Below are 24,851 nucleotides of genomic sequence, written 5' to 3' on the forward strand. Positions count from 1 at the left end.
CATGACCGACGTCGCACCCGCCGTGACCGAAACGATCGAACGCACCCTCGTCCTCGTCAAGCCCGACGGCGTCCGCCGCGGCCTGTCCGGCGAGATCCTCCGCCGCATCGAGACCAAGGGCTACACGCTCGCGGCCGTCCGCCTCCTCGACGCGACCCCGGAGCTGCTCGCCGCGCACTATGCCGAGCACGAGGGCAAGCCGTTCTACCAGCCGCTCGTCGACTTCATGCTGTCGGGCCCGATCCTCGCGGTCGTCGCCGAGGGTCAGGGCGTCATCCCCGGCTTCCGCTCGCTCGCCGGCGCCACCAACCCCACCGAGGCTGCGCCCGGCACGGTCCGCGGCGACCTCGGCCGCGACTGGGGCCTGAAGGTCCAGCAGAACCTCGTCCACGGCTCCGACTCGCCCGAGTCCGCCGTGCGCGAGATCGCGCTCTGGTTCCCCGAGCTGGGCTGACGACCGGGTCATCGGCGGGCGCAGGGCAGCGCCCGCCGACACCTTCTCGGGGGAGGGGCGGGTCGTCGACCCGCCCCCCCCCCGCTCCGGTGTCGGCTCGTCTGGACCGGCACCACGCACGTCTGGCAGTCGAGCCGCATCTCACCTCCTGGCCGAACCCCGGGTTGTGTGGCACGAACCGGTGTGTCTGACGCACAAGCCGGGGTTCGGCGCGTGACGGTGGCGCACGACCCCGGGTTCGACGCCGGGCCCGTCGGTCGACGACGTGTGCCTCGCCTGCCGCTCGCGTCCTCGGGTCGCCTGCCGCTCGCGGCCGCCGAGATGCGCGGGATCGTGGGGAGGCCGGTCTAGGCTCGGGCCGTGCACCTCAAGACGCTGACGCTCCGGGGCTTCAAGTCGTTCGCCTCCGCGACGACGCTGAGCTTCGAGCCCGGCGTGACGTGCGTCGTCGGGCCGAACGGCTCGGGGAAGTCGAACGTCGTCGACGCGCTCGCCTGGGTGATGGGGGAGCAGGGTGCGAAGACGCTGCGCGGCGGCAAGATGGAGGACGTCATCTTCGCCGGCACGACCGGCAGGCCGCCGCTCGGGCGTGCCGAGGTCGCGCTGACGATCGACAACACCGACGGCGCGCTGCCGATCGACTACACCGAGGTGACGATCTCCCGCACGCTGTTCCGCAGCGGTGGCTCCGAGTACGCGATCAACGGGTCGCCCTGCCGCCTGCTCGACATCCAGGACCTGCTCTCCGACTCGGGCCTCGGGCGCGAGATGCACGTCATCGTCGGGCAGGGACAGCTCGACGCCGTGCTGCGCGCGACGCCCGAGGACCGGCGCGGGTTCGTCGAGGAGGCCGCCGGCGTCCTCAAGCACCGCAAGCGCAAGGAGAAGGCGCTCCGCAAGCTCGACGCGATGCAGGCCAACCTCACGCGGCTCGCCGACCTCACGTCCGAGGTGCGACGCCAGCTCGGCCCGCTCGGCCGGCAGGCGGAGATCGCGCGCAAGGCCGCCACGATCCAGGCCGACGTGCGCGACGCCCGTGCCCGCCTCCTCGCCGACGACCTCGCCCAGCTCATGGCGACCCTCGAGCAGGAGATCGCCGACGAGGCGGCGCTCCGCGCACAGCAGGCGGACGTGGAGCGGCAGCTCGCCGGCGCGCGGGACCGGCTCGCGGCCGACGAGCGTGACGCCGCCGCCGCGGCCCCGGCGCTCGGCGCAGCGACCGACGTCTGGTACCGGTTGTCGTCGCTGCGCGAGCGCCTGCGGGGGACGCAGACGCTCGCCGAGGAGCGGCTGCGGCTCCTCGGCCGGCCGGAGCCCGCGCACCGGGGCCAGGACCCCGACGAGCTCGAGCGGCAGGCAGAACGCGTGCGGGCGACCGAGGCGGAGCTCGAGGACGAGGTCGCGCGGGCGCGCGCGGCCCTCGACGCCGCCGTCGCGGAGCGCGAGGACGCGGAGGCGTCCGCGGGGGAGGCGGAGCGCGCCGTCGCGACGCTCCTGCGCGGCGCCGCGGACCGGCGCGAGGGGCTCGCGCGGCTCGCGGGCCAGGTCGCCGCACAACGCTCCCGGGTGGAGGCCGCGGAGGCGGAGATCGGTCGCCTGCGCGAGTCGCTCGCGGAGGCCGAGCGTCGGGGCGCGCAGGCGAGCACCGAGTTCGCCGTCCTGGAGACCCAGGTGGTCGGCGTCGAGGAGGGCGAGGAAGGGCTCGACGCCGAGCACGAGGCCGCGGCCGACGATCTCGAGCGCACGGCGACAGCGGTGGCTGCCCTCGAGGAGCAGGCGAGCCGCGCCGAGCAGGAGCGGGCCACGTGGAGCGCGCGCATCGACGCGCTCGAGCTGAGCCTCGACCGCAAGGACGGCGCCGGGGCGCTGCTCGCGGCCGACCAGGTGGGCGTCGTCGGCTCGCTCGCGGCGATGCTCGGCATCGAGGCCGGCTACGAGGACGCGATCGCGGCGGCCCTCGGCCCGGCGGCCGACGCGGTCACGGTCGAGTCCGTCGACGCCGCGGTCGACGCGCTGAGGTACCTGCGGACCGAGGACGCCGGCCGCGCGGGGCTCGTCGTCGCCGGGGACGCGGGCGGCGACGGTGCGGCGGACCGGGCCGCGACGCCTCCGCTGCCCGACGGCGCGCGGTGGGCCGTCGACGTCGTGACCGCGAGCGGCGGCGTCGGGCGCGTCGTGGCGTCGCTCCTCGCGGACGTGGCCGTCGTCGACGACCTCGCGCGGGCCCGCGAGCTCCTCGCGACCCGGCCCGGGGCGGTCGCCGTGACGCGTGCGGGCGACCTGCTGGCCTCCGGGCGCGCCTGGGGCGGCAGCGCGTCGGCGCCGAGCGTCCTGCACCTGCAGTCCGCGCTCGACGAGGCCCGGTCCGCCCACGGCGAGGCGACCGCGCGCGCCGAGCGCGCCCGGTTCGGTCTCGTCGCCGCACGAGAGGCGCAGACCGCGGCGCGCGCGCGCCACGATGAGACGCTCGAGCGGCTCAACGAGTCGGACGCCCGTCTCGCGGCCGTCGCCGAACAGCTGGGACACCTCGGTGCCACCGCGCGGTCGGCCGCCGCCGAGGCCGAGCGTGCGCGGGCGACGCTCGCGCGGGCGTCGGACGGGCTCGACGAGGCCCGGGCGGCGCTCGCCGAGCTCGTCGAGCGGCTCGACGTCGCGCAGGAGGCGCCGGAGCAGTCGGAGGACGCGCTGACCGACGCCGGCGCCGACCGGGACCGGCTCGCCGCCGGAGCGGTCGCGGCCCGCGCGCGCGAGACCGAGGCGCGGCTCGCGCTGCGCACGAGCGAGGAGCGGGCCCGTGCCGTCGCCGGGCGCGCCCACGGCCTGGCCCGTGCGGCCGCAGCAGAACGTGACGCGCGAGAGCGCGCGGCACGGCGCGAGGAGGTCCGCGCCCGCCAGGCCGCCCGGGCGGCCACCGTGCGCGACGGCGCCACGCGCGCGCTGTCCGCGCTCGAACGATCCCTCGCCCGGGCAGGCGAGGAGCGCGACGCGGCCGAGGCCGCGCGGGCCGAGCGCGACGCGGCCGTCACCGCGGCGCGGGCCGCCGTCGACGGGCTCGCGACGCGACTGCGCGAGCTCACCGACGTCGCGCACCGCGACGAGGTCGCCCGCACCCAGCAGCAGCTGCGCATCGAGCAGCTCCAGGTGCGCAGCGTCGAGGAGCTCGGCCTCGCCCCCGACGTCCTCGTCGACGAGTTCGGCCCGCACCGCCCGGTCCCGGTCACGGGAGCGGCGGCCGACGCGGACGCGGACGAGGACGACGAGGCGCGCACCGTGCCCTACGACCGCGCCGCCCAGGAGAAGCGGCTGAAGGCCGCCGAGCGCGACCTCGGCCGCCTCGGGAAGGTGAACCCGCTCGCCCTCGAGGAGTTCGCGGCGCTCGAGGAACGGCACAAGTTCCTCGCCGACCAGCTCGCGGACCTCAAGAAGTCCCGTGCCGACCTGCTCGAGATCGTCCGGGAGATCGACGAGCGCGTCGAGCGGGTCTTCGCGGACGCCTACCGGGACACCGCGGAGCAGTTCGAGCGGGTCTTCGCGCGCATGTTCCCCGGCGGGGAGGGGCGGCTCGTCCTCACCGACCCGGACGACCTCCTCACGACGGGCATCGAGGTCGAGGCGCGGCCGGCGGGCAAGAAGGTCAAGCGGCTCTCGCTGCTGTCGGGGGGAGAGCGCTCGCTCACGGCCGTCGCGCTGCTCGTCGCGATCTTCAAGGCGCGGCCGTCACCGTTCTACGTCATGGACGAGGTCGAGGCCGCGCTCGACGACGTCAACCTGGGTCGTCTCCTCGAGATCTTCCGCGAGCTCCAGGAGGACTCGCAGCTCATCGTCGTCACCCACCAGAAGCGGACCATGGAGATCGCCGACGCGCTGTACGGCGTGACGATGCGCGGCGACGGTGTGACGACCGTCATCAGCCAGCGCCTGCGCGAGGCGCGCGAGCCGCAGCCGGCGTGACCTGCTGGTCGTGAACGCAGCCACCCGGACGAACCGTCAGCGTCCGCGCGGACCGGACAATCACCGAGAAAACGTTGCAATTCCGCGCCTTGTGAAGATGTGGTGCTGATTGGTCGCCCTCCCGCGCGCCGGTTCGCTCTCGCCCTCTTCCCCCGGATACTGGGACCCATGGTGTGGATGTTCGTGTGGCTCGGGATCGCGCTCGGCGCTGCCGCTGTCGTGTTCCTCTTCGCGAGCGTCGTCGCCCGGTCCGAGTCGGCCGCCACCGACGACCAGGGTCTCGGGGGGTTCTGGCGGAACTTCCGTGGCGGGCTGCGCCCGGGACGCCGGCGGCGCGGCACGGAGGAGGCGCGCCACGTCGGCACGGTCCGTCTGCCCAAGCCGGTCGACTCGACGATGGACGAGTTCTTCACCGCGACAGAGGTCTCCTCGAGGGCCTACGTCGACGCCGAGGAGCTCACCGAGGTGCTGCACCGAGCGCGCGAGCGGGCGACCCGTCCGCTGCACGTGCACGTCGAGCGCTCGCGGAGCGCGGCGCTGCCCGCCGCGGCCCCGACGGACGACGGCACGGACGACGGCGCGACGACCGTCTGAGAGACTGCCCGCGTGAACGACCTCCTTCCTCTCTGGATCCTGCTCGGCCTCCTCGTCGTCGTCGGCCTCGTCACGGGCGGCGCGATCTCGGTCCGCCGCCGTCGCCGGGCGCCGGGCGCCGGGCCCGCCCCTCGGCCGACGGGCGTCACGACGCCACGGGCGGCGGAGCACGCCGACGACGGACCGCGAGGTACCGCCGCGACGGCGGTGCTCGACCCCGACACGGCCGTCGTCGAGCCCGAGACACCCTCCGCGCCCGCCGTCGAGCGCCCCGAACCGGTCGGGGGGCGCCTCGTCCGGCTGCGCGAGCGGCTCGCCCGCTCCGGCTCCCCGCTCGGCGCCCGCCTGCTCTCGGTCCTGTCGCGCGACCACCTCTCGGAGGACGACTGGGACGAGCTGGAGGAGACGCTCCTGCTCGCCGACGTCGGCGCGGGCCCGGCCGGAGAGCTCATCGAGAGCCTGCGCACCAAGGTGCGCGTGCTCGGTGTGCGGGACGCTGAGAGCGTGCGATCCCTCCTGCGCGAGGAGCTCGTCGCGCTCGTCGACCCCACGTTCGACCGGTCGCTCGCGACCACGCCCACGACGACGCAGGACGGCCAGGTCCCGGCCGTCGTGCTGGTCGTCGGCGTCAACGGCACGGGCAAGACGACGACCGTCGGCAAGCTCGCGCGGGTGCTCGTGGCGGAGGACCGCAGCGTCGTGCTCGGTGCGGCCGACACGTTCCGCGCCGCCGCCGCGGACCAGCTCCAGACGTGGGGCGCGCGCGTGGGCGTGCCGACCGTGCGCGCGGACCGCGACGGCGCCGACCCTGCGGCCGTCGCGTTCGACGCGGTGCGCCGCGGGCGGGTCGAGGGCGCCGACGTCGTCCTGGTCGACACGGCGGGCCGCCTGCAGAACAAGGCAGGGCTCATGGACGAGCTCGGCAAGATCCGGCGCGTCATCACCAAGGAGGCGCCGCTGTCGGAGGTCCTCCTCGTGCTCGACGCGACGACGGGCCAGAACGGTCTCAACCAGGCGCGCGTGTTCGGCGAGGTCGCCGGCGTGACCGGGATCGTGCTCACGAAGCTCGACGGCACCGCCCGTGGTGGCATCGTCGTCGCGGTGCAGCGCGAGCTCGGGGTCCCGGTGAAGCTCGTCGGGCTCGGAGAGGGTCCCGACGACCTCGCCCCGTTCGACGCAGGGGAGTTCGTGGACGGACTGCTGGGGGGCTGACCGAGGTCACGGACGTATCACGGTCCGATCACGCCCGTGTCGCGATCCGGACCTCCTGAGCACCCGGACGACCCCGGAAACGGAACGTTTACCTCCGAGCGCTGCATGTCACACCCGCGTAACACGACGACACTCCCGGCGAAACCCGCTCCCACCAACGTTGTCCCCGACCGGCCGCCCGGCTGGCGAGGGGAGATGATCCGATGGAGTGGGACACCGGGGCTACCGCGTGGATGCTGATCTCAGCATCCCTCGTGCTCCTGATGACGCCCGGACTGGCGTTCTTCTACGGCGGCATGGTCCGCGCCAAGTCCGTGCTGAACATGATGATGATGTCGTTCGGGGCCATGGCCGTGGTCGGCGTCGTGTACGTGCTGTGGGGCTGGTCGATGTCCTACGGCGAGGCGGGGACGGGCGGGCTCTTCGCGAACCCGTTCGCGCAGTTCGGTCTCTCGGGAGCGATCACGGACGCCGAGGGCAGCGCCGTCGCCAGCACGCTCGGCAACTACCCGAACGTCGTCGACATCGCCTTCCAGGTGACGTTCGCGATCATCACGGTCGCGCTGATCTCCGGTGCGCTCGCCGACCGCGTGAAGTTCGGCACCTGGCTCGCGTTCACCGCGATCTGGGTCACCGTCACGTACTTCCCCCTCGCCCACATGGTGTGGGGCGGCGGCTTCCTCTCGAGCAACGAGAACGGCCTCGCGGCGATGGTCTTCGGGACGACGGACGGCGCAGCCACGGTCGCGCCGATCGACTTCGCCGGCGGCACGGTCGTCCACATCAACGCCGGTGTCGCGGCGCTGGTGCTCGCGCTGCTCGTCGGCAGGCGCAAGGGCTTCGGCTCCGAGCCGATGCGCCCCCACAACCTGCCGTTCGTCATGCTCGGCGCGGCGCTCCTGTGGTTCGGCTGGTTCGGCTTCAACGCGGGCTCGGCGTTCGGCGCCAACGAGACCGCCGGCCTCGCCTGGGTCAACACGACGTCCGCGACCGCCGCGGGCATCATCGGCTGGCTCCTCACCGAGAAGATCCGTGACGGCCACGCCACGTCGCTCGGCGCCGCGTCCGGCGTCGTCGCGGGCCTCGTCGCCATCACGCCCGCCGCGGGCGCCCTCACCCCGGTCACGTCGATCGTCCTCGGTGTCGTCGCCGGTGCGCTGAGCGCCCTCGCGGTCGGTCTCAAGTACCGCTTCGGCTACGACGACTCGCTCGACGTCGTCGGCGTCCACCTCGTCTCGGGCCTGTGGGGTACCGTCGCGATCGGCTTCCTCGCCGCGGACACGGGCCTGTTCTTCGGCGGCGGTGCCCAGCAGCTCGTCGTGCAGATCCTCATCGCCCTCGTCGCGATCGTCTTCTCGGCGGTCACCACGCTGGTCATCGGCCTCATCCTCAAGGTGACCATGGGCTGGCGCGTCAGCGAGGACGCCGAGGTCGGCGGCATCGACCTCGCGGTGCACGGCGAGACGGCGTACGAGTCCATCCAGCAGGGCAGCGTCATCAAGGAGGTTCGGGCATGAAGCTCGTCACGGGAATCATCCAGCCCCACCGTCTCGACGACGTGAAGTCGGCGCTCGAGGCAGCGGGTGTGCGCGGCATGACCGTCAGCGAGGCCAGCGGCTACGGCCGGCAGAAGGGCCACACCGAGGTCTACCGCGGCGCCGAGTACACGGTCGACCTGGTCCCCAAGGTCCGCATCGAGGTGCTCGTCGACGACGCCGACTCGGCCGTCGTCACCGAGGTGATCGTCAAGGCCGCGCAGACCGGCAAGATCGGCGACGGCAAGGTCTGGACGGTCCCGGTGGAGGACGTCGCCCGGGTGCGCACGGGCGAGCACGGCCCCGGCGCCCTGTGAGGATGCTGATCCGCGCATGACGGACAACGCCGACACCCCGACCACGGGCGGGGTCGCGGGGGGATCGGCGGAGCACGGTACGGAGGTCCCGCACCCCGACGGGGTGCGGGACCTCCGCGCTCGCACGCTCGAGCTCGCCCGCTCCATGAGCGGGCGCGGCCGCAGCGGCGTCGCGCGCCGCGCCGCCGTCGTCGACCTCGTGACCACGAGCCTCGCGATGCTGTGGAAGGAGGCGACGGACGACGTCTCCCCCGACGGGATCGCGCTCGCGGCCGTCGGGAGCCTGGGCCGCGGCGACATGGGCCCGGCGAGCGACCTCGACCTGGTGCTCGTGCACGACGGGCGCACGCACTCCGCGGAGGAGATCGCCCGCGTCGCGGAGCGCCTCTGGTACCCGCTGTGGGACGCGGGCGTCGACCTCGACCACTCCGTGCGGTCGCTCTCGCAGTGCCGCCAGGTGGCCTCGAAGGACGTGCCCGCGGCCGTCGGCTGGCTCGACGTGAGCGCCGTCGCCGGGGACGCCCTCGTGGTCCACCGCGCGTCGTCGGCGGTGCTGACCGACTGGCGGTCGGCGTCGCGCCGCCGGCTCCCCGAGCTCCTCTCCTCGACCCGCGACCGGGCCGAGCGCTCCGGCGAGCTCGCCTACCTCATCGAGCCCGACCTCAAGGAGTCGCGCGGCGGCATCCGGGACGCGGTCGTCCTCTCGGCGCTCGCGGCGACGTGGCTCACGGACCGGCCGCACGGGTCGGTCGACCGTGCCTACGCCCACCTGCTGGACGTGCGCGACACGCTGCAGGTCGTCACGGGCCGCCACACGAGCCGCCTGCTGCTCGCGGACCTGGACGAGGTGGCCGACATGGCCGGGCACGACGACCCCGACGAGCTCCTCGCGAGCCTCGCCGAGGCGGGTCGGGAGATCTCCTACGCGCTCGACACGACCGTGCGCCGGGCCCGCCAGGCGCTCCAGCGTCCCTCGGTCTCGCGCCGGCCCGTGCTCATCCGCGGTCGCCGCGCAGCGCCGCGCCTTCGCTCCGTGGGCGACGGCCTCGTGGAGCACGACGGCGAGCTCGTGCTCGCCGTCGACGCGCACCCGGCGTCCGACCCCCTCCTGTCGCTGCGCGCTGCGGCGACCGCCGCGCGCACCGGCCTGACCCTCTCGCCGGTGTCGGTCGCGAGCCTGGCCGAGTGCCCTGCGTTGCCCGAGCCCTGGCCGAAGGCCGCCCGGGCGGCGCTCCTGTCGCTGCTGGGGTCGGGTCAGACGCAGGTGGCGGTCTGGGAGGCGCTCGACCTCGCAGGCGTCGTCACGACGTGGATCCCCGAGTGGGCCGGCGTGCGCAACCGTCCGCAGCGCGCCGCGGTGCACCGGCACACCGTGGACCGTCACCTCGTCGAGGTCGTCGCCCGTGCGTCGCGCGACCGCAAGGACGTGGCGCGGGGTGACCTGCTCGTGCTCTCCGCGGTGCTCCACGACATCGGCAAGCGCGCGGGCGCGCAGGACCACTCGGTCGAGGGAGCGCGTCTCGTGCCCGTGATCCTCGGGCGGATGGGTTTCGACGCGGGCGTGGTGTCCGACGTCGAGCGCCTCGTGCGCCACCATCTCACCCTGTCGCGGCTGGCGGTGAGCGAGGACCCGGACGACCCCGCGACCGTCGCCGAGCTCGCCGCGGCCGTCGACCACCGGCCCGAGCTCCTCGAGGTCCTGCGAGCCCTCACGGAGGCGGACGCCTCGTCGCTCGGCCCGAACGCGTGGACCGCGTGGCGTGCCCGGCTCGTCGACGACCTCGTCGGCGCGACGATGCGGGTGCTCCGGGCGGACGACGACGCCGGGCCCCGGGCGCCCGGGTAGGCTTGACCCTCGCGGACGCGCCGTACCGTGCCCTCTCGGTGAGACGGAGCCGGGTGGTGCGCGTCCGCTCCCGAGACGACCGGCGACTGGTGAGGATGACGCGGTGTTCAACACGCTGTCGGACCGACTGACATCGACCTTCAAGAACCTGCGGGCGAAGGGTCGGCTGTCCGAGGCGGACATCGACGCGACGATCCGGGAGATCCGTCGCGCGCTGCTCGACGCCGACGTCGCCGTGCCCGTCGTCCGGGAGTTCACCGCGACCGTGCGCGAGCGCGCGCTGTCCGCGGAGGTCTCAGGGGCGCTCAACCCGGCGCAGCAGGTCGTCAAGGTCGTGAACGAGGAGCTCGTCGCGATCCTCGGCGGGGAGAGCCGGGGGCTGCGGTTCTCGAAGACCCCGCCGACGGTGATCATGCTCGCCGGCCTCCAGGGCGCGGGAAAGACGACCCTCGCGGGCAAGCTCGCCCTGCACCTGCGCGAGCAGGGACACACGCCGCTGCTCGTCGCGGCCGACCTCCAGCGGCCGAACGCCGTCACGCAGCTCTCGGTCGTCGCCGAGCGCGCGGGCGTCCCGGTGTTCGCCCCGCACCCGGGCAACCAGAGCGGCGTCGAGGTCGACGACGTCATCGGAGACCCGGTCGCGGTCGCTCGCGACGGGCTCGAGACGGCACGCCAGCGCCAGCACGACGTCCTGATCGTCGACACCGCGGGCCGTCTCGGCCTCGACTCCGTGCTCATGCAGCAGGCCGCGGACATCCGCGACGCCGTGAGCCCCGACGAGATCCTCTTCGTCATCGACGCGATGATCGGTCAGGACGCCGTCGCCACCGCGAAGGCCTTCGAGGAGGGCGTCGACTTCACGGGCGTCGTGCTCACGAAGCTCGACGGCGACGCGCGCGGTGGTGCGGCCCTGTCCGTCACCGGCGTCACCGGTCGCCCGATCCTCTTCGCGTCCACGGGCGAGAAGCTCACCGACTTCGAGGCCTTCCACCCCGACCGCATGGCGTCGCGCATCCTCGACATGGGCGACGTCCTCACGCTCATCGAGCAGGCCGAGAAGGCGTTCGACGCCGAGCAGGCCGCGAAGATGGCCGAGAAGCTCGAGTCCGGTCAGGACTTCACGCTCGCGGACTTCCTGGTGCAGATGCAGCAGATGAAGAACATGGGCTCGATGAAGAAGATGCTCGGCATGCTGCCGGGCATGGGCCAGATGCGCGAGGCGCTCGAGAACTTCGACGAGCGTGAGGTCGACCGGATCGAGGCCATCATCCGCTCGATGACCCCTGCGGAGCGCGAGAATCCCAAGATCATCAACGGCTCGCGCCGGGCCCGCATCGCGAAGGGCTCCGGCGTGCGGACGTCCGACGTCAACCAGCTGCTCGAGCGGTTCGCGGGCGCGCAGAAGATGATGCGCCAGATGGGCCGCGGCGGGGGTGTGCCCGGGATGCCCGGCATGGGCAACCTGCCGGGGATGGGCGGCAAGAAGTCCCGCGGGCGCCAGGTGCCGCAGCGCAAGGTGAAGGGCAAGTCCGGCAACCCGGCGAAGCGCGCGGAGCAGGAGCGCGCCGCGGCGGCACGCGCCGCGGGGGAGTCCGTGCGTCCGGCGTCGCCCGCAGGGTCGGCGTTCGGGGTCGGCACCGGCGCGAGCACCCAGGCACCGCAGGTCCCTGACGACCTCGAGCTGCCGCCGGGGTTCGAGAAGCTCCTCGGCCGCTGACCGCACGTCCCACCCTCCTCACCCTGGAGCCGCATGTCCGCGCTGGAAGGCCCGTCGCTGCACGTCCGCGGCCATGTCCTCATCGGTGACGACCGGGAGGTCGGCGACCTATGGGTCAAGGGCGGCCGCGTCAGCCTGACCCGCCCGTCGGCCCAGGGCACGAACATGGTCGACCTCGAGGGCTGGGTGCTGCCCGGTCTCGTCGATGTGCACTGCCACGTCGGGCTCGGCGCTGACGGCGCGGTCGACACCGCCACGGCCCAGGCCCAGGCGCTCGCGGACCGCGACAGCGGCGTGCTGCTCGTCCGCGACGCCGGCTCCCCGGCGGACACGCGGTGGGTGCACGGTCGGCGCGACCTGCCCCGGCTCGTGCGTGCCGGTCGTCACATCGCGCGGCCGAAGCGGTACCTGCGGCACTACGGGCTCGAGCTCGACGACCCGGCGCAGCTCCCCGAGGCCGTGCGTCGCGAGGCTCGCGCCGGGGACGGATGGGTCAAGCTCGTCGGGGACTGGATCGACCGCGACCTGGGCGACCAGGGGGACCTGCGCCCGCTGTGGCCCGACGACGTGCTCGCCGAGGCCGTCGCGGTCGCGCACGCCGAGGCGGCCCGCGTCACCGTGCACGCGTTCTCCGACGAGGTGATCCCGTCGCTGCTGGCCGCCGGGGTCGACGGGATCGAGCACGGCACGGGCATCCACCCCGACCTCATGTACGAGATCTCGGAGCGTGGCATCGCCGTCACGCCCACGCTGCTCCAGGTCGGGCGCTTCGAGGACATCGCCCGGCAGGCCGACGGACGCTACCCGAGGTTCGCCGCCCGCCTGCGCCGCCTGCACGCGCGCCGGTACGAGCAGGCGCGCGCCCTGCACGACGCGGGGATCCAGCTCCTGGTCGGGACCGACGCGGGCGGGACGATCGGCCACGGCCGGCTCGCCGACGAGTGCGCCGAGCTCGTCGCCGCCGGGATCCCGCCCGCCGCCGTCGTCGCCGCGGCGAGCTGGCAGGGTCGCGAGTACCTCGGCTTCACGTCGCTCGTCGAGGGGGCGTCGGCCGACTTCGTCGTCTACCCGGCCGACCCGCGGCTCGACGTCGAGGTCCTGCGCGCGCCGACCGCCGTCGTGCTGCGGGGCGAGATCGTGCGGCAGTAGCCAGGTTGGCCGGGCCCCCGGCCGTCTGGCACAATGGCCCCGTACTCGGCGTGCCCGGCCCCTCTCTCCGTGCTCGCCGTGTCCTGAACCCCACCCACGTCCTGGTCCCCACCGGACGCGCGCGGGTTCACCCATACCAGAACCAGGAGTGACCACCACAGTGGCCGTCAAGATTCGTCTGAAGCGTCTCGGCAAGATCCGGGCGCCGTACTACCGTGTCGTCGTCGCGGACTCGCGCACCAAGCGTGACGGTCGCGTCATCGAGGAGATCGGCAAGTACCACCCCACCGAGGAGCCCTCGTTCATCGAGATCACCTCGGACCGTGCGCAGTACTGGCTCGGCGTCGGCGCGCAGCCGACCGAGCAGGTCCTCGCGCTCCTCAAGATCACCGGCGACTGGCAGAAGTTCAAGGGCCTGCCGGGCACCGAGGGCACCCTCCGGGTCAAGGGCGAGAAGGCCGACCCGGCCGCCGCCATCGAGGCCGCCGCCGCCGACGCCGAGAAGGTCAAGGCCAAGGCTGCCCAGAAGAAGTCGGAGCCCGCACCCGAGGCTGCCGACTCCGCCGAGACCGCAGCTGCCGGCGACGAGGCCTGATGCTCGCCGAGGCCCTCGAGCACCTGGTGCGCGGCATCGTGGACAACCCGGACGACGTCCGGGTCGGCTCGAAGACGCTGCGTCGCGGTGACCTGCTCGAGGTCCGGGTCCACCCCGACGACCTCGGCCGCGTGATCGGTCGTGGCGGGCGTACCGCGCGCGCCCTGCGCACGGTGATCGGGGCCCTGGCGACCGACGGGCCCGTGCGGGTGGACGTAGTCGACGTCGACCGCCGCTGAGCGTCCTCGAAGGACCACGTCCCGCGAGGGACTCGAAGACCCGGCCCGCCGCGAGGTGGGCCGGGTCTTCTCGCTCCTGGACCCGTCCGGGACACGGACCGCCCGAGCACGGGCCGTCCCACGACACGACCAGAGGAGCACGACCATGCAGCTCACCGTCGCCCGCGTCGGCAAGGCGCACGGGCTGCGCGGCGAGGTGGCGCTCGACCTGCGCACCGACGACCCGGAGACCCGGCTCGCCGTCGGCGCCGCCCTCCCGACCGAGCCGGCCGATGTCGGCCCTCTCGTCGTCGCGTCGGTGCGGGTGCACCAGGGGCGCTGGCTCGTCCGCTTCGAGGGCGTCGGCGACCGGACGGCCGCGGAGGCGCTGCGCGGGACCCAGCTCGTGGTCGAGGTCGAGGAGTCCGACGAGGAGGACGCCTGGTACTCGCACGAGCTCGCCGGCCTGCGCGCCGAGTCGACGGACGGCACGGAGCTCGGCCGCGTCGAGGGTCTGGAGGAGGCCCCGGCGCACGACCTGCTCGTCCTGCGCGAGCCCGACGGCACCCGCACGCTCGTCCCCTTCGTGCGCTCCATCGTGCCGGTCGTGGACGTCCCCGGGGGGCGCGTCGTGCTGGACCCGCCCGGCGGCCTGCTCGCGTCCGACGCCGACCGGCTCGACGTCGCGACGCCCGAGGAGGGCTGACGTGCGGATCGACGTCGTCACGATCTTCCCCGACTACCTGGCCGCGCTCGACCTGTCCCTCGTGGGCAAGGCGCGGACGGCGGGGATCGTCGACGTGCGTGTGCACGACCTGCGCGACTGGACGACCGACCGTCACCGAACGGTCGACGACACCCCGTTCGGCGGGGGAGCGGGCATGGTCATGCGTCCCGACGTGTGGGGGAGGGCGATCGCGGACGTCGCGCGCCCGGAGCCTTCCGGAGAGCCCGACGGCGCCGGCGTCCCGGGTGCGCGCGCGCACCTGGTCGTCCCGACGCCGTCGGGCCGTTCCTTCACGCAGCGCACGGCGGAGGCGCTCGCGGGGGAGGACCACCTGGTGTTCGCGTGCGGGCGCTACGAGGGGATCGACGCGCGCGTCGCCGAGCACCACCGTGCCGCCGGCGGCACGGTCAGCGAGCTCTCGATCGGCGACTACGTGCTCAACGGCGGTGAGGTGGCGACCCTCGTCATGATCGAGGCGGTGGCCCGCCTGCTCCCCGGCGTCGTCGGGAACCCCGAGTCGCTCGTCGAGGAGTCGCACGGCGCCGCCGGGCTGCTCGAGTACCCCGTGTACACCAAGCCGCCGGCGTGGGAAGGTCTCGAGGTCCCGGAGGTCCTGCTGTCGGGGCACCACGCACGGATCCACCGGTGGCGCCGGGACGAGGCGCTGCGACGCACGGCCGCGCGGCGGCCCGACATGGTCCGCGCACTGGACCTCGCGGCGCTCGACCGTCGCGACCTCGAGGTCCTCGCCGAGTCGGGCTGGACGCCTCGCGACGGCCGTCTCGACCGAGAGGGCTGACGGCCCGGCGCGGCGGTGTGGCAGAATGGACCCTCGGTGCGCGCCGACTCCCGGACTCTGCCACAGGGGACGTCCGGGACACGACATCAGCTCGACGGCACGACACGCACCGCCCTGACGAGATCAGCCCGGGTCATCCTGGGCCACGAGCACGCGTCCCGACCTGTGGCGGGCGAGGAGAACATCATGCACACGCTGGACAGCGTCGACGCAGCATCGCTGCGCAGCGACGTCCCGGACTTCCGTCCCGGTGACACGCTCAAAGTCAACGTCAAGGTCGTCGAGGGCAACCGCTCCCGCGTCCAGGCGTTCCAGGGCGTGACCATCGCGCGCCAGGGCCACGGCGTCCGCGAGACCTTCACGGTCCGCAAGATCAGCTTCGGTGTCGGCGTCGAGCGCACGTTCCCCGTGCACTCGCCCTCGATCGAGTCGGTCGAGGTCGTCACGCGCGGTGACGTCCGCCGCGCCAAGCTCTACTACCTGCGTCAGCTTCGCGGCAAGAAGGCGAAGATCAAGGAGAAGCGCGAGACGCGCTGACCGACCGCAGCCACGAGCGGGCGGCCGTCCCCACGGGGACGGCCGCCCGTCCGGGTTTGACGGGCATCCCGGCGTGTCCCGACACCCGGTCCGTTTCCCGGAAGTCGTCCGAAGGTGGCAAGGTGAACGCGTGACCGACAGCGCCCCCACCCGTGGCCCTCGACCTGACGCCCGACCCGAGCGCGGGACGGAAGCGGTCGACGACGGCGGAACCCCTCACGGCGCGGCTGCCGGCGCGCATCTCGAGCCCGCCGACGACGGACCCGGCGCGGACGCGCCGCCCGCGACCGAGGCGCCGGCGCGCAGGTCGTCGCTCCTGCGCGAGACCGCGATCATCGTCGTGAGCGCGCTGATCCTCTCGCTCCTCATCAAGACGTTCCTGGTCCAGGCGTTCTTCATCCCGAGCGCGTCGATGGAGGACACGCTCGTCGAGGGCGACCGCGTCATGGTCTCGCGTCTCGTGCCGGGCGTGTTCGACGTGCACCGTGGCGACGTCGTGGTGTTCAAGGACCCGGGCGGGTGGTTGCCCCCGGCAGTGCCGGAGGAGCAGAGCGCGCTCACGGAAGCCGCGACGGCCGCCCTGACGTTCATCGGCCTCCTGCCGCAGGACACGGGCGAGCACCTCATCAAGCGTGTCGTCGGGACGCCGGGCGACCACGTGGTGTGCTGCGACGCCGAGGGCCGCGTGAGCGTGAACGGCGTCCCGGTCGACGAGACGTACATCAAGCCCGGATCGGTGCCCAGCCAGGACCCGTTCGACCGGACCGTGCCGGACGACATGCTCTTCGTCATGGGGGACAACCGGCAGAACTCGCAGGACTCTCGCTACAACACCGGCAAGCCGGGCGGCGGGTACGTGCCGATGAGCAACGTCGTCGGCACCGCGTTCGTCAAGGTCTGGCCGCTGTCCCACGCGGGCCTGCTCCGCAACCCCGGCGACGTGTTCGCCGACGTCCCCGAGCAAGAGCCGTGACGAGCGGGACGGCAACCGCACCCCGGCGCAGCAGCTCTCGGGCCGCCTCCGCGCCGGGGAGCAGCACCCGGCGTCGGCCGGACCTGCGCCACGAGCGCGCGATGCTGCGCGACGGCGCGCGGTACGTCGCGGGGATGGACGAGGTCGGGCGGGGTGCGCTCGCGGGACCGGTGTCCGTCGGCGTCGTCGTCGTGGACCTGGCGACGAAGCCGTGCCCGCCGGGACTCACCGACTCGAAGCTCCTCACGCCGGCAGCACGGGAGGCCCTCGTGCCGCTCGCGCGCGCCTGGTCGCTCGCGTGGGCCGTCGGGCACGCGGGACCCGCGGAGATCGACGCCCACGGGATCGTCGGCGCCCTGCGTCTCGCGGGGCGGCGTGCGCTCTCCCAGGTGCGGCGCACCGTGGGCGACGTCGACGCGGTGCTCCTCGACGGCAAGCACGACTGGCTGAGCCGGCCGACGGTCGACCTCTTCGAGGCGTTCGAGCTCGACCCGCACGACGACGGCCTCTCCGACCCGCGCGTCCGCACGCTGGTCAAGGCCGACCTGCAGTGCGCGTCCGTCGCCGCCGCCAGCGTGCTGGCCAAGACCGAGCGGGACGCGCTCATGACGCGCCTCGCACGGCAGTACCCGGCGTTCGGGTGGGACCAGAACAAGGGATACGGCGCAGCGACGCACGTGGAGGCGCTGCGCGAGCACGGCCCCACCCCGCAGCACCGGCGCAGCTGGCGCCTGCCGGAGCGCGGCGAGGAGCTGTCTCCGGTGCTCGACGGGACGGGACCCGCGGGTGCACCGGACGCAGCGGACGCCGTACCGGTCTACGGGCCGCCGGTCGTCGCGCTCGAGCTCGACCCCGAGGCGTCGCTCCCGACCAGCTGAGCGCGGCCGGACCGGCGCGGGCGTCCCGATGGTCCATGATGGAGACGTGAGCGCCGAAGACCTCGAGAACTACGAGACCGAGATGGAGCTCGCGCTGTACCGCGAGTACCGAGACGTGGTGGGCCTCTTCTCGTACGTGGTGGAGACCGAACGTCGCTTCTACCTGGCGAACCAAGTGGACCTCCAGGTGCGGTCGGCCGCCGGAGAGGTGTACTTCGAGCTGCGGCTCGCCGACGCGTGGGTCTGGGACGTGTACCGCTCGGCACGGTTCGTGAAGTCCGTGCGTGTCGTCACCTTCAAGGACGTCAACGTCGAGGAGCTGGCGAAGGCCGAGCTCCAGCTGTAGGCCTCCGTGCGCGGCCGTGACGTTCTGTACCGCCGCGACGTTCTGTGCCGCTGCGACGTGCTGGGCAGCCGTGCCGCGAGATCTCCGCGATCCTGGCCGTCCACAGGCCCGCATCCGGTCGTCCCGGTCCACACCGGGCCCTCGACGTCTGGTGGAGGTGGCGTGCCCGGCCCCACGGTGGTGCGCGGAGGTGAGCCATGGGAGCGAAGGACGCCGTCGGGCGGTACGGGGAGAGGGTGGCTGCGGCCCACCTGGTCGAGGCGGGCTGGACCCTGCTGGACCGCAACTGGCGCGGGCACGGAGGCGAGCTCGACGTCGTGGCGCTCGACGGCGACGTCGTCGTGGCGGTCGAGGTCAAGACCCGTCGGGGGACCGCCTACGGGCACCCCGCGCAGGCCGTCACGCCGCTCAAGCTCGCGCGGCTGCGCCGCCTGACCGGGGAGTGGCTCGCGACGCACGACGTCCGGGCGAGGTCGGTACGGATCGACGTCGTGGCCGTCCTGGTGCGCCGCGCCGGCGCCGCGCACGTCGAGCACCTCGTGGGCGTGAGCGCCTGATGGCGCTCGGGATCACGAGGGCCGTGGCGCTCGTGGGGCTCGCCGGGCACGTCGTCGAGGTGCAGGCGCACCTCGCCGCGTCCGTACCGGGTTTCGTGCTCGTCGGGCTCCCGGACACGGCGCTCAGCGAGTCGCGCGACCGGGTGCGGGCCGCCGTCGCGTCGTCGGGGCTCACCTGGCCCCAGCGCAAGATCACGGTGAACCTCTCCCCGGCCGCGCTGCCCAAGTCGGGGACCGGGTTCGACCTCGCCATCGCCGTCGCGACGCTCGCCGGGGCACGGCTCCTGCCCTCCTCGGCGGTCGAGGGCGTGGTGCACCTCGGCGAGCTCGGGCTCGACGGCCGGCTGCAGCCGGTGCGCGGTGTGCTGCCCGCCGTCGCGGCAGCGGTGGACGCGGGCTTCCGCGACGTCGTCGTCCCCGCCGCCGACGTGGCCGAGGCGAGCCTGGTCCCCGGCGCGCGCGTCGTCGGTGCCGTGAGCCTCGCGGACGTCGCCCGGCTGCACGGTGCCGACCTCGACGGGCCGGGACTCGTCGACCCCGTCGTGCCCGCGCGTCCCGCGGTGTCACGGCAGCGCGACGGAGACCTGTCGGACGTGCTCGGTCAGGACGAGGCGCGGCACGCGCTCGAGGTGGCCGCCGCGGGTGGGCACCACCTGCTGCTCGTCGGCGCGCCCGGCGCGGGCAAGACGATGCTCGCGGCCCGCCTGCCCGGCATCCTCCCGGACCTCACGGAGAGCGAGGCCGTCGAGGTCACCTCGGTGCACTCCGTCGCAGGCGTCTTCGACCCGGGCGGCGGGCTCGTCCGCCGGCCGCCGTACGAGGACCCGCACCACACGGCGACGCCCGCGGCGATCGTCGGCGGCGGCACCGGGATCCCGAGGCCGGGTGCTGCCTCGCGAGCGCACCGGGGCGTCCTGTTCCTCGACGAGGCCCCCGAGTTCGGCGCGCGCGTGCTGCAGACGTTGCGGCAGCCGCTCGAGCACGGCGAGCTCGTCATCCACCGCGCAGCAGGCTCCGCGCGGTACCCGGCCCGGTTCCAGCTCGTCCTCGCGGCGAACCCCTGCCCGTGCGGCAGGAGCGTGGGCAAGGGCCTGGACTGCACGTGCAGCGCCGTCGCGCAGCGCCGGTACTTCGGCCGGCTCTCGGGCCCGCTGCTGGACCGCGTCGACGTCCAGGTCGAGGTGCGTCCGGTGACACGCGTCGAGCGGACGTCGGCCGTCCCGCCCGAGTCGAGCGCGACCGTGGCAGCACGCGTGCTCGCCGCTCGGGAGGCCGCCGCCCTCCGCCTCGCCGGGACCGGCTGGCGGACCAACGCCGAGGTCCCCGGGACGTGGCTGCGCGACCGGCTCGGTCCGGACCCGGGTCTCCTGCGGGACGTCGACACGGCGCTCGACCGTGGCACGCTCAGCCTGCGCGGCGCGGACCGCGTCCTGCGGCTCGCGTGGACCGTGGCCGACCTCACCGGCCGCGACGCCCCGTCCCGGGCCGACGTCGGGGCCGGGCTCGCACTGCGGACACGGGGCTACCGTGCGTGAGCGCCGGGACGGGACGACCGCGAGACCTCGGCCGGCCTTCGACGTCGCCGACGAGCGCCTCGCCCGCGCGGCCTGGTCCCGGCTCGCCGAACCAGGTGACGAGGTCGCGGGCGCGCTCGTCCGTGCGCTCGGGGCGTCCGACGCCCTCGCGTGGGTGTACGACGCCGCGGGCGACCCGGCCGAGGCGCGGCGAGGGCTCGTCGCGGCCGCGGGGCGTCATCCCGGGACGGGAGACGCACGGGCGGGCGGACAGGCCGCGACAGATCTCGCAGCACTCATGGTTCCCGCGAGAGGCGGACCGGGCGTCGCGGGAGCGGGCCACGACGACGAGACGGCCGACCGGTGGGACGTCGGGACCGACCGCCGCCCTGCGGCCCCCGTCGCGCGTGTCCTGCGGGCCGTCTCGCGCTGGGCGCCTCGCCTGGACGGGATGGACCCGAGGCGCGAGCTGCACGTGCTCGCCCGGCTCGGCGGAGCTCTCGTCGTCCCCGGCGACCCGGGCTGGCCGACCGGCGTCGACGACCTCGGCGCAGCCGCCCCCCTGTGCCTCTGGGCCCGCGGCGTCCCGGACCTCGCGACGCTCTCCCGGCGGTCCGTCGCCGTCGTGGGCGCACGCGCCTGCACCGACTACGGCAGGTACGTCACGGGGGACGTCGCGACGGGTCTCGCCGACCGTGGCTTCACGGTCGTCTCCGGCGGCGCCTACGGCATCGACGCGGCAGCCCACCGGGGCGCGCTCGCGGTCGGCGGCCCGACCGTCGCGTTCCTCGCCGGCGGTGTCGACCGGTTCTACCCGGCCGGAAACGTCGAGCTCCTGCGTGCCGTCGTCGACTCGGGCGGCTCCGTGGTCTCCGAGGTCCCGCCGGGCTCGGTGCCGAGCCGCGTCCGCTTCCTCATGCGCAACCGGCTCATCGCGGCGTTCGCCACGGCGACGGTCGTGGTGGAGGCGGCGTGGCGCTCGGGCTCGCTGAGCACCGCGGCGCGAGCGGCCGAGCTGTCCCGTCCCGTCGGCGTCGTGCCGGGGCCCGTGACGTCGGTGGCGTCATCGGGGTGCCACCGGCTCCTGCGTGACGGGGCCGCGGTGTGCGTGACCGACGCCGACGAGGTCGCCGAGCTCGCCGGGGCCCTCGGGCAGGACGCGGCACCGTCCGGACCTCGGTCGGACCAGGCGCGGGACGCCCCCCACGACGGCCTCGACCCGGTGGAGACGCGAGCGTGGGAGGCGCTGCCGCTGCGCTCGGGCAGGCCGGTGGAGTCCGTCGCGCGGGCGGCCGGCCTCGCGGTGCCGGAGACGATCGCGGCGCTCGGCCGGCTCGAGCTGACGGGACTCGCCGATCGAGTGCCGGGCGGATGGCGCCGCGGCGACGCGCGCGCCCGGTCCCGGCCCTGACCGACGGCGACGGTCCCCGGGCGCGCGTGCCGGGCCGGCCGCGCGACGTGCCGGGCGGAGAGCCTCCGGTCGGGCGCCGCGTCGCCGCGGCACACTGGGGGAGTGCGCGACGAGACGGAGGAGCAGGGTTCGACACCGGGGACGCCGCCGCACGACGGGGGAGACGCCCCGGGCCGGATCCCGTTGCCGCACGGCATGCAGGTCGCGCTCGACGAGTTCGCCACGTACCTGGAGGTCGAGCGGGGCACGTCCGCGCACACCGTGCGGGCCTATGTCGGCGACGTCGACGGCCTGCTGCGCCACGCGGTCCGCCAGGGTGCGGTGACGCTCGCCGCCGTGGACCTCGCGGTGCTGCGTTCGTGGCTCACCGTGCTCTCCGAGCGTGGGCTCGCCCGCACGACGCTCGCCCGTCGTGGAGCAGCGGCCCGGGCGTTCTTCGACTGGGCGCGCACGACCGGTCGGGTCGCGACGGACCCGGCGACGCGGCTGGCCAGCCCGCGCGTGGCCCGCACCCTGCCGACCGTCCTCGCCGTCGACGCCGCGGCACGCCTCCTCGACGTGGCCCGGGCGGCCGCGGACGAGGGGGATCCTGCACGGCTGCGCGAGTGGGCGGCCGCCGAGCTGCTCTACGGCGCCGGGGTCCGCGTCGGCGAGCTCGCGGGCGCGGACGTCGACGACGTCGACCTGGACCTCCGGACCGTGCGCGTGCTGGGCAAGGGCGCCAAGGAGCGTGTCGTGCCGTTCGGCGTACCGGCGGCGCGCGCCGTCGGTCGCTGGTTGCGCGAGGGGCGCCCGGCTCTCGTCACCGAACGCTCGGGTGCGGCGCTCCTCCTCGGGGACCGCGGTGGCCGGTGGGGGCAGCGGCAGGTGCGGGACGCCGTGCACCGGCTCGCGGCGGCGGCCGGCGTGGACGACGTCGCGCCGCACGACCTGCGCCACAGTGCCGCGACCCACCTCCTCGCGGGCGGCTCGGACCTGCGCAGCGTGCAGGAGATCCTCGGGCACTCGTCGCTCGCGACGACGCAGCGGTACACGCACGTCACGGCGGAGCGGCTGCGCAGCTCCTTCGAGCAGGCGTTCCCCCGCGCGTGATCCCGTCGCGGGACCGGGTGCCGGGGCCCTCGGTCAGGCCGACGGGAGCAGCACGATCGGCGGGCGTCCACCGAGCAGGGCGAGCGGGTCGACGTAGCGGTCGCCGCGGCGCACCCCCCAGTGCACGCACGTCGCGGCGCAGTGACCGCCGTGCTGGGACGCCGTCGCGCCGTCGGATCCGGGCACCTCGGTCGTCCCCACGACGTCGCCGGGAGCGACACGGTCGCCGGGCCTCGCGTCCCCGGTGACGGGTTCGAGCGAGGTCCGCAGACCGTCGTCGTGCAGGATCACGACGACGCCGCGCCCCGCCACCGGTCCGGCGAACGTGACCACCCCGGCGTACGGAGCCCGCACGGCCTCGCCCGGCGAAGCCGCGAGGTCGACACCGCGGTGACCGGGCAGCCAGTCCTGCGCGGGCGGGTCGAAGGGAGCGAGGACGCCCAGACCGTCGAGCGTCCGGTCCAGCGGCGGCACCCAGGCGCCGGTCGCCACGACGGCGTCCGACGTGATCGGAGCTCCCGCAGCACCGGAGGCCGCAGCACGGGAGACCACCGCGCCGGATCCGGGCGGGGACGGCAGCGCGAGCGCGTGGACGAGCGCGACGACGAGCACGGCGACGACGCGGCCGACGCGCGGGGTGCTCCGGGAAGCGAGGAGCGACGCCGCGGTACGGCCGAGGACGACGCGGTGCTCCGTGGCGCGGGAAGGTCTCATCCGGACAGCGTGACGGCTGGGTCGTGCGGCGCGGGCCGCCGGTACGGTCCTGTGGACCACGACATGCTCCGAGGGCCGCCTGTGGTCGACGCCGGGGCGCGCCGTCCGGCCCCGCCCCGACCCCGGGGCCACCGGCGCCGTGCCCCGAACTGCTGGGCCGTCGCACCCCGTGAGCCACCGTCGCCCGGTCCCGGTGCGCCCGCGGTCCGACCGTCCGCCGTGCGGCACGGCGTCGGGTAGACTGGACCGCGCGATCGGCACGACCGTGAGCCACCTCGACACACCTCCTCGCACCCTCGGGTGCCGGGCGGGAGGCGGCAGGCCGCGTCGGTCGACTTCGCGCGTCATGTTCCCGCCTCCTCCCGGCTGCTGTCGGGTGTCCGGCGGGCCGCGTCCGGCGTCGGTCCTGCTCGTGCGAGCGAGCGGGCGTCGGCTCGGGTGACGCCAGGGGTGCGTACCGCCGTGGTCCGCACCGACCAACCGCAACGCGGCCCACCTTGCGAGGGGGCCGCCCAGAGCGTGCGTGCACCGGGAGGATCCCGGGCCGCACGGTGAAAGGACGTGTCATGGCCGTCGTGACCATGCGCCAGCTCCTCGAGAGCGGTGTCCACTTCGGGCACCAGACCCGCCGTTGGAACCCGAAGATGAAGCGGTTCATCCTCACGGAGCGCAACGGCATCTACATCGTCGACCTCCAGCAGTCGCTGTCCTACATCGACCGCGCCTACGAGTTCGTCAAGGAGACCGTCGCCCACGGCGGTTCCATCCTCTTCGTCGGCACCAAGAAGCAGGCGCAGGAGCCCGTCGCGGAGCAGGCCGCGCGCGTCGGCATGCCCTACGTCAACCACCGCTGGCTCGGTGGCATGCTCACGAACTTCACCACGGTGCACAAGCGTCTCCAGCGCCTCAAGGAGCTCGAGGAGATCGACTTCGACGACGTCGCCGGATCGGGGCTCACGAAGAAGGAGCTCCTCGTGCTGCGCCGCGAGAAGGACAAGCTCGCCCGCACGCTCGGCGGCATCCGCGACATGGCGAAGGTCCCCTCCGCCGTGTGGATCGTGGACACCAACAAGGAGCACCTCGCGGTCGACGAGGCGCGCAAGCTCAACATCCCGATCGTCGCGATCCTCGACACCAACTGCGACCCGGACTCCGTGGACTACAAGATCCCCGGGAACGACGACGCGATCCGCTCCGTCACGCTGCTCACGCGCGTGATCGCGGACGCCGCCGCCGAGGGTCTGCTCCAGCGCCACTCCGGCCGCTCGGGTGCCGAGGCCGGTGCCGACGCCGACGCCGAGCCGCTGGCCGAGTGGGAGCGCGAGCTCCTCGCCGGTGCCGAGCAGCAGCTCGAGTCCGACGAGGCCGCCGCGAACGCGTCCGCCACCGAGGGCGCCTCGGGTGCCGAGGAGGCCGTCGCGCCGGGTGCGGACGCCGCGCCCGCCGTCGAGGTCGCTGCGGAGGCCGCCGAGGCCGAGGCCACCCCCGCTGCGGAGGCCCCCGCTGCCGAGACCGCCGAGGCGCCTGCCGCCGAGGACGCTCCGGCCGAAGAGGCCCCGGTCGCCGAGGCCACGGAGACCGACGAGTCCAAGTGACGTCCCGGGGCGCGCGGCGGGCTGTCCCGCCGCGCGCCCCGTGGCGCGCCGGGGCGTGCTCCGACCTCCGGCCGGCACTCGTCACGCACCACCCCGCACGTACCCGTGACACACCACGAG

General features: G+C 74.5%; 23 protein-coding genes. 22 read left to right on the forward strand and 1 reads right to left on the reverse strand.

What is annotated here, in order from left to right:
- Position 1 precedes the first annotated feature (1 nt).
- The 21 genes from ndk to NFS20_RS04960 all read left to right on the forward strand — a co-directional run bounded on the left by ndk (position 2) and on the right by NFS20_RS04960 (position 22,422).
- Positions 2-454, forward strand: coding sequence for a nucleoside-diphosphate kinase (gene ndk / locus NFS20_RS04860; protein ID WP_251150642.1), 453 nt, complete (start codon positions 2-4; stop codon positions 452-454).
- Positions 455-814: 360 nt separating this feature from the next.
- Positions 815-4,405, forward strand: a complete 3,591-nt coding sequence (gene smc / locus NFS20_RS04865) for a chromosome segregation protein SMC (RefSeq protein ID WP_251150643.1) — start codon at positions 815-817, stop codon at positions 4,403-4,405.
- Positions 4,406-4,573: 168 nt separating this feature from the next.
- Entirely contained in the window at positions 4,574-4,999 is a 426-nt protein-coding gene (locus tag NFS20_RS04870) for a hypothetical protein (RefSeq protein ID WP_251150644.1), read from the forward strand.
- Positions 5,000-5,011: 12 nt separating this feature from the next.
- Positions 5,012-6,211 (forward strand): signal recognition particle-docking protein FtsY, encoded by a 1,200-nt coding sequence (gene ftsY / locus NFS20_RS04875; RefSeq protein ID WP_251150645.1) that lies wholly within the window; start codon positions 5,012-5,014, stop codon positions 6,209-6,211.
- A gap of 203 nt (positions 6,212-6,414) precedes the next feature.
- Entirely contained in the window at positions 6,415-7,728 is a 1,314-nt protein-coding gene (locus NFS20_RS04880; protein ID WP_251150646.1) for an ammonium transporter, read from the forward strand.
- Positions 7,725-8,063, forward strand: a complete 339-nt coding sequence (locus tag NFS20_RS04885; protein ID WP_251150647.1) for a P-II family nitrogen regulator — start codon at positions 7,725-7,727, stop codon at positions 8,061-8,063. The genes NFS20_RS04880 and NFS20_RS04885 overlap by 4 nt, the downstream gene beginning before the upstream one ends.
- A 16-nt stretch (positions 8,064-8,079) precedes the next feature.
- Positions 8,080-9,909 (forward strand): [protein-PII] uridylyltransferase, encoded by a 1,830-nt coding sequence (locus NFS20_RS04890; RefSeq protein ID WP_251150648.1) that lies wholly within the window; start codon positions 8,080-8,082, stop codon positions 9,907-9,909.
- A gap of 103 nt (positions 9,910-10,012) precedes the next feature.
- Complete coding sequence (gene ffh / locus NFS20_RS04895) at positions 10,013-11,626, forward strand: signal recognition particle protein (RefSeq protein ID WP_251150649.1); 1,614 nt, start codon at positions 10,013-10,015, stop codon at positions 11,624-11,626.
- Between the two features lie 33 nt (positions 11,627-11,659).
- Complete coding sequence (locus NFS20_RS04900) at positions 11,660-12,775, forward strand: amidohydrolase family protein (RefSeq protein ID WP_251150650.1); 1,116 nt, start codon at positions 11,660-11,662, stop codon at positions 12,773-12,775.
- Positions 12,776-12,935: 160 nt separating this feature from the next.
- The gene (rpsP, locus tag NFS20_RS04905; RefSeq protein WP_251151207.1) at positions 12,936-13,370 is read left to right on the forward strand and encodes a 30S ribosomal protein S16; all 435 of its coding nucleotides are present in this window, start codon (positions 12,936-12,938) and stop codon (positions 13,368-13,370) included.
- Positions 13,370-13,609, forward strand: a complete 240-nt coding sequence (locus NFS20_RS04910; RefSeq protein ID WP_251150651.1) for an RNA-binding protein — start codon at positions 13,370-13,372, stop codon at positions 13,607-13,609. Before rpsP ends, NFS20_RS04910 begins: the two co-directional genes overlap by 1 nt.
- Positions 13,610-13,754: 145 nt before the next feature.
- The gene (gene rimM / locus NFS20_RS04915) at positions 13,755-14,294 is read left to right on the forward strand and encodes a ribosome maturation factor RimM (RefSeq protein WP_251150652.1); all 540 of its coding nucleotides are present in this window, start codon (positions 13,755-13,757) and stop codon (positions 14,292-14,294) included.
- A gap of 1 nt (position 14,295) precedes the next feature.
- On the forward strand, positions 14,296-15,114 hold the full coding sequence (gene trmD, locus NFS20_RS04920) for a tRNA (guanosine(37)-N1)-methyltransferase TrmD (protein WP_251150653.1): 819 nt from the start codon (positions 14,296-14,298) through the stop codon (positions 15,112-15,114).
- A 186-nt stretch (positions 15,115-15,300) separates the two neighbouring features.
- Positions 15,301-15,651 (forward strand): 50S ribosomal protein L19, encoded by a 351-nt coding sequence (rplS, locus tag NFS20_RS04925; RefSeq protein ID WP_251150654.1) that lies wholly within the window; start codon positions 15,301-15,303, stop codon positions 15,649-15,651.
- A 130-nt stretch (positions 15,652-15,781) separates the two neighbouring features.
- The gene (gene lepB / locus NFS20_RS04930) at positions 15,782-16,624 is read left to right on the forward strand and encodes a signal peptidase I (RefSeq protein WP_251150655.1); all 843 of its coding nucleotides are present in this window, start codon (positions 15,782-15,784) and stop codon (positions 16,622-16,624) included.
- Complete coding sequence (gene rnhB / locus NFS20_RS04935) at positions 16,621-17,502, forward strand: ribonuclease HII (protein WP_502800779.1); 882 nt, start codon at positions 16,621-16,623, stop codon at positions 17,500-17,502. Before lepB ends, rnhB begins: the two co-directional genes overlap by 4 nt.
- Before the next feature lie 46 nt (positions 17,503-17,548).
- On the forward strand, positions 17,549-17,848 hold the full coding sequence (locus NFS20_RS04940; protein WP_024840525.1) for a DUF2469 domain-containing protein: 300 nt from the start codon (positions 17,549-17,551) through the stop codon (positions 17,846-17,848).
- 197 nt (positions 17,849-18,045) lie between these two features.
- Positions 18,046-18,405: a YraN family protein gene (locus NFS20_RS04945; RefSeq protein WP_251150656.1), complete on the forward strand. Its 360-nt coding sequence runs from the start codon at positions 18,046-18,048 to the stop codon at positions 18,403-18,405.
- Positions 18,405-19,940, forward strand: coding sequence for a YifB family Mg chelatase-like AAA ATPase (locus tag NFS20_RS04950; protein WP_251150657.1), 1,536 nt, complete (start codon positions 18,405-18,407; stop codon positions 19,938-19,940). The genes NFS20_RS04945 and NFS20_RS04950 overlap by 1 nt, the downstream gene beginning before the upstream one ends.
- Positions 19,933-21,330, forward strand: coding sequence for a DNA-processing protein DprA (gene dprA / locus NFS20_RS04955; protein WP_251150658.1), 1,398 nt, complete (start codon positions 19,933-19,935; stop codon positions 21,328-21,330). The genes NFS20_RS04950 and dprA overlap by 8 nt, the downstream gene beginning before the upstream one ends.
- A gap of 195 nt (positions 21,331-21,525) precedes the next feature.
- Positions 21,526-22,422 (forward strand): tyrosine-type recombinase/integrase, encoded by an 897-nt coding sequence (locus tag NFS20_RS04960; protein ID WP_251151209.1) that lies wholly within the window; start codon positions 21,526-21,528, stop codon positions 22,420-22,422.
- Positions 22,423-22,455: 33 nt separating this feature from the next.
- On the opposite strand, the gene NFS20_RS04965 is transcribed toward NFS20_RS04960, so the two are convergent.
- On the reverse strand, positions 22,456-23,136 hold the full coding sequence (locus tag NFS20_RS04965; RefSeq protein ID WP_251150659.1) for a murein hydrolase activator EnvC family protein: 681 nt from the start codon (positions 23,134-23,136) through the stop codon (positions 22,456-22,458).
- 566 nt (positions 23,137-23,702) lie between these two features.
- Here NFS20_RS04965 and rpsB point away from each other — a divergent pair.
- On the forward strand, positions 23,703-24,731 hold the full coding sequence (gene rpsB, locus NFS20_RS04970) for a 30S ribosomal protein S2 (protein WP_251150660.1): 1,029 nt from the start codon (positions 23,703-23,705) through the stop codon (positions 24,729-24,731).
- Positions 24,732-24,851: the final 120 nt, after the last annotated feature.

The sequence above is a fragment of the Cellulosimicrobium sp. Marseille-Q4280 genome, assembly GCF_943181405.1.
GTDB lineage: Bacteria > Actinomycetota > Actinomycetes > Actinomycetales > Cellulomonadaceae > Cellulosimicrobium.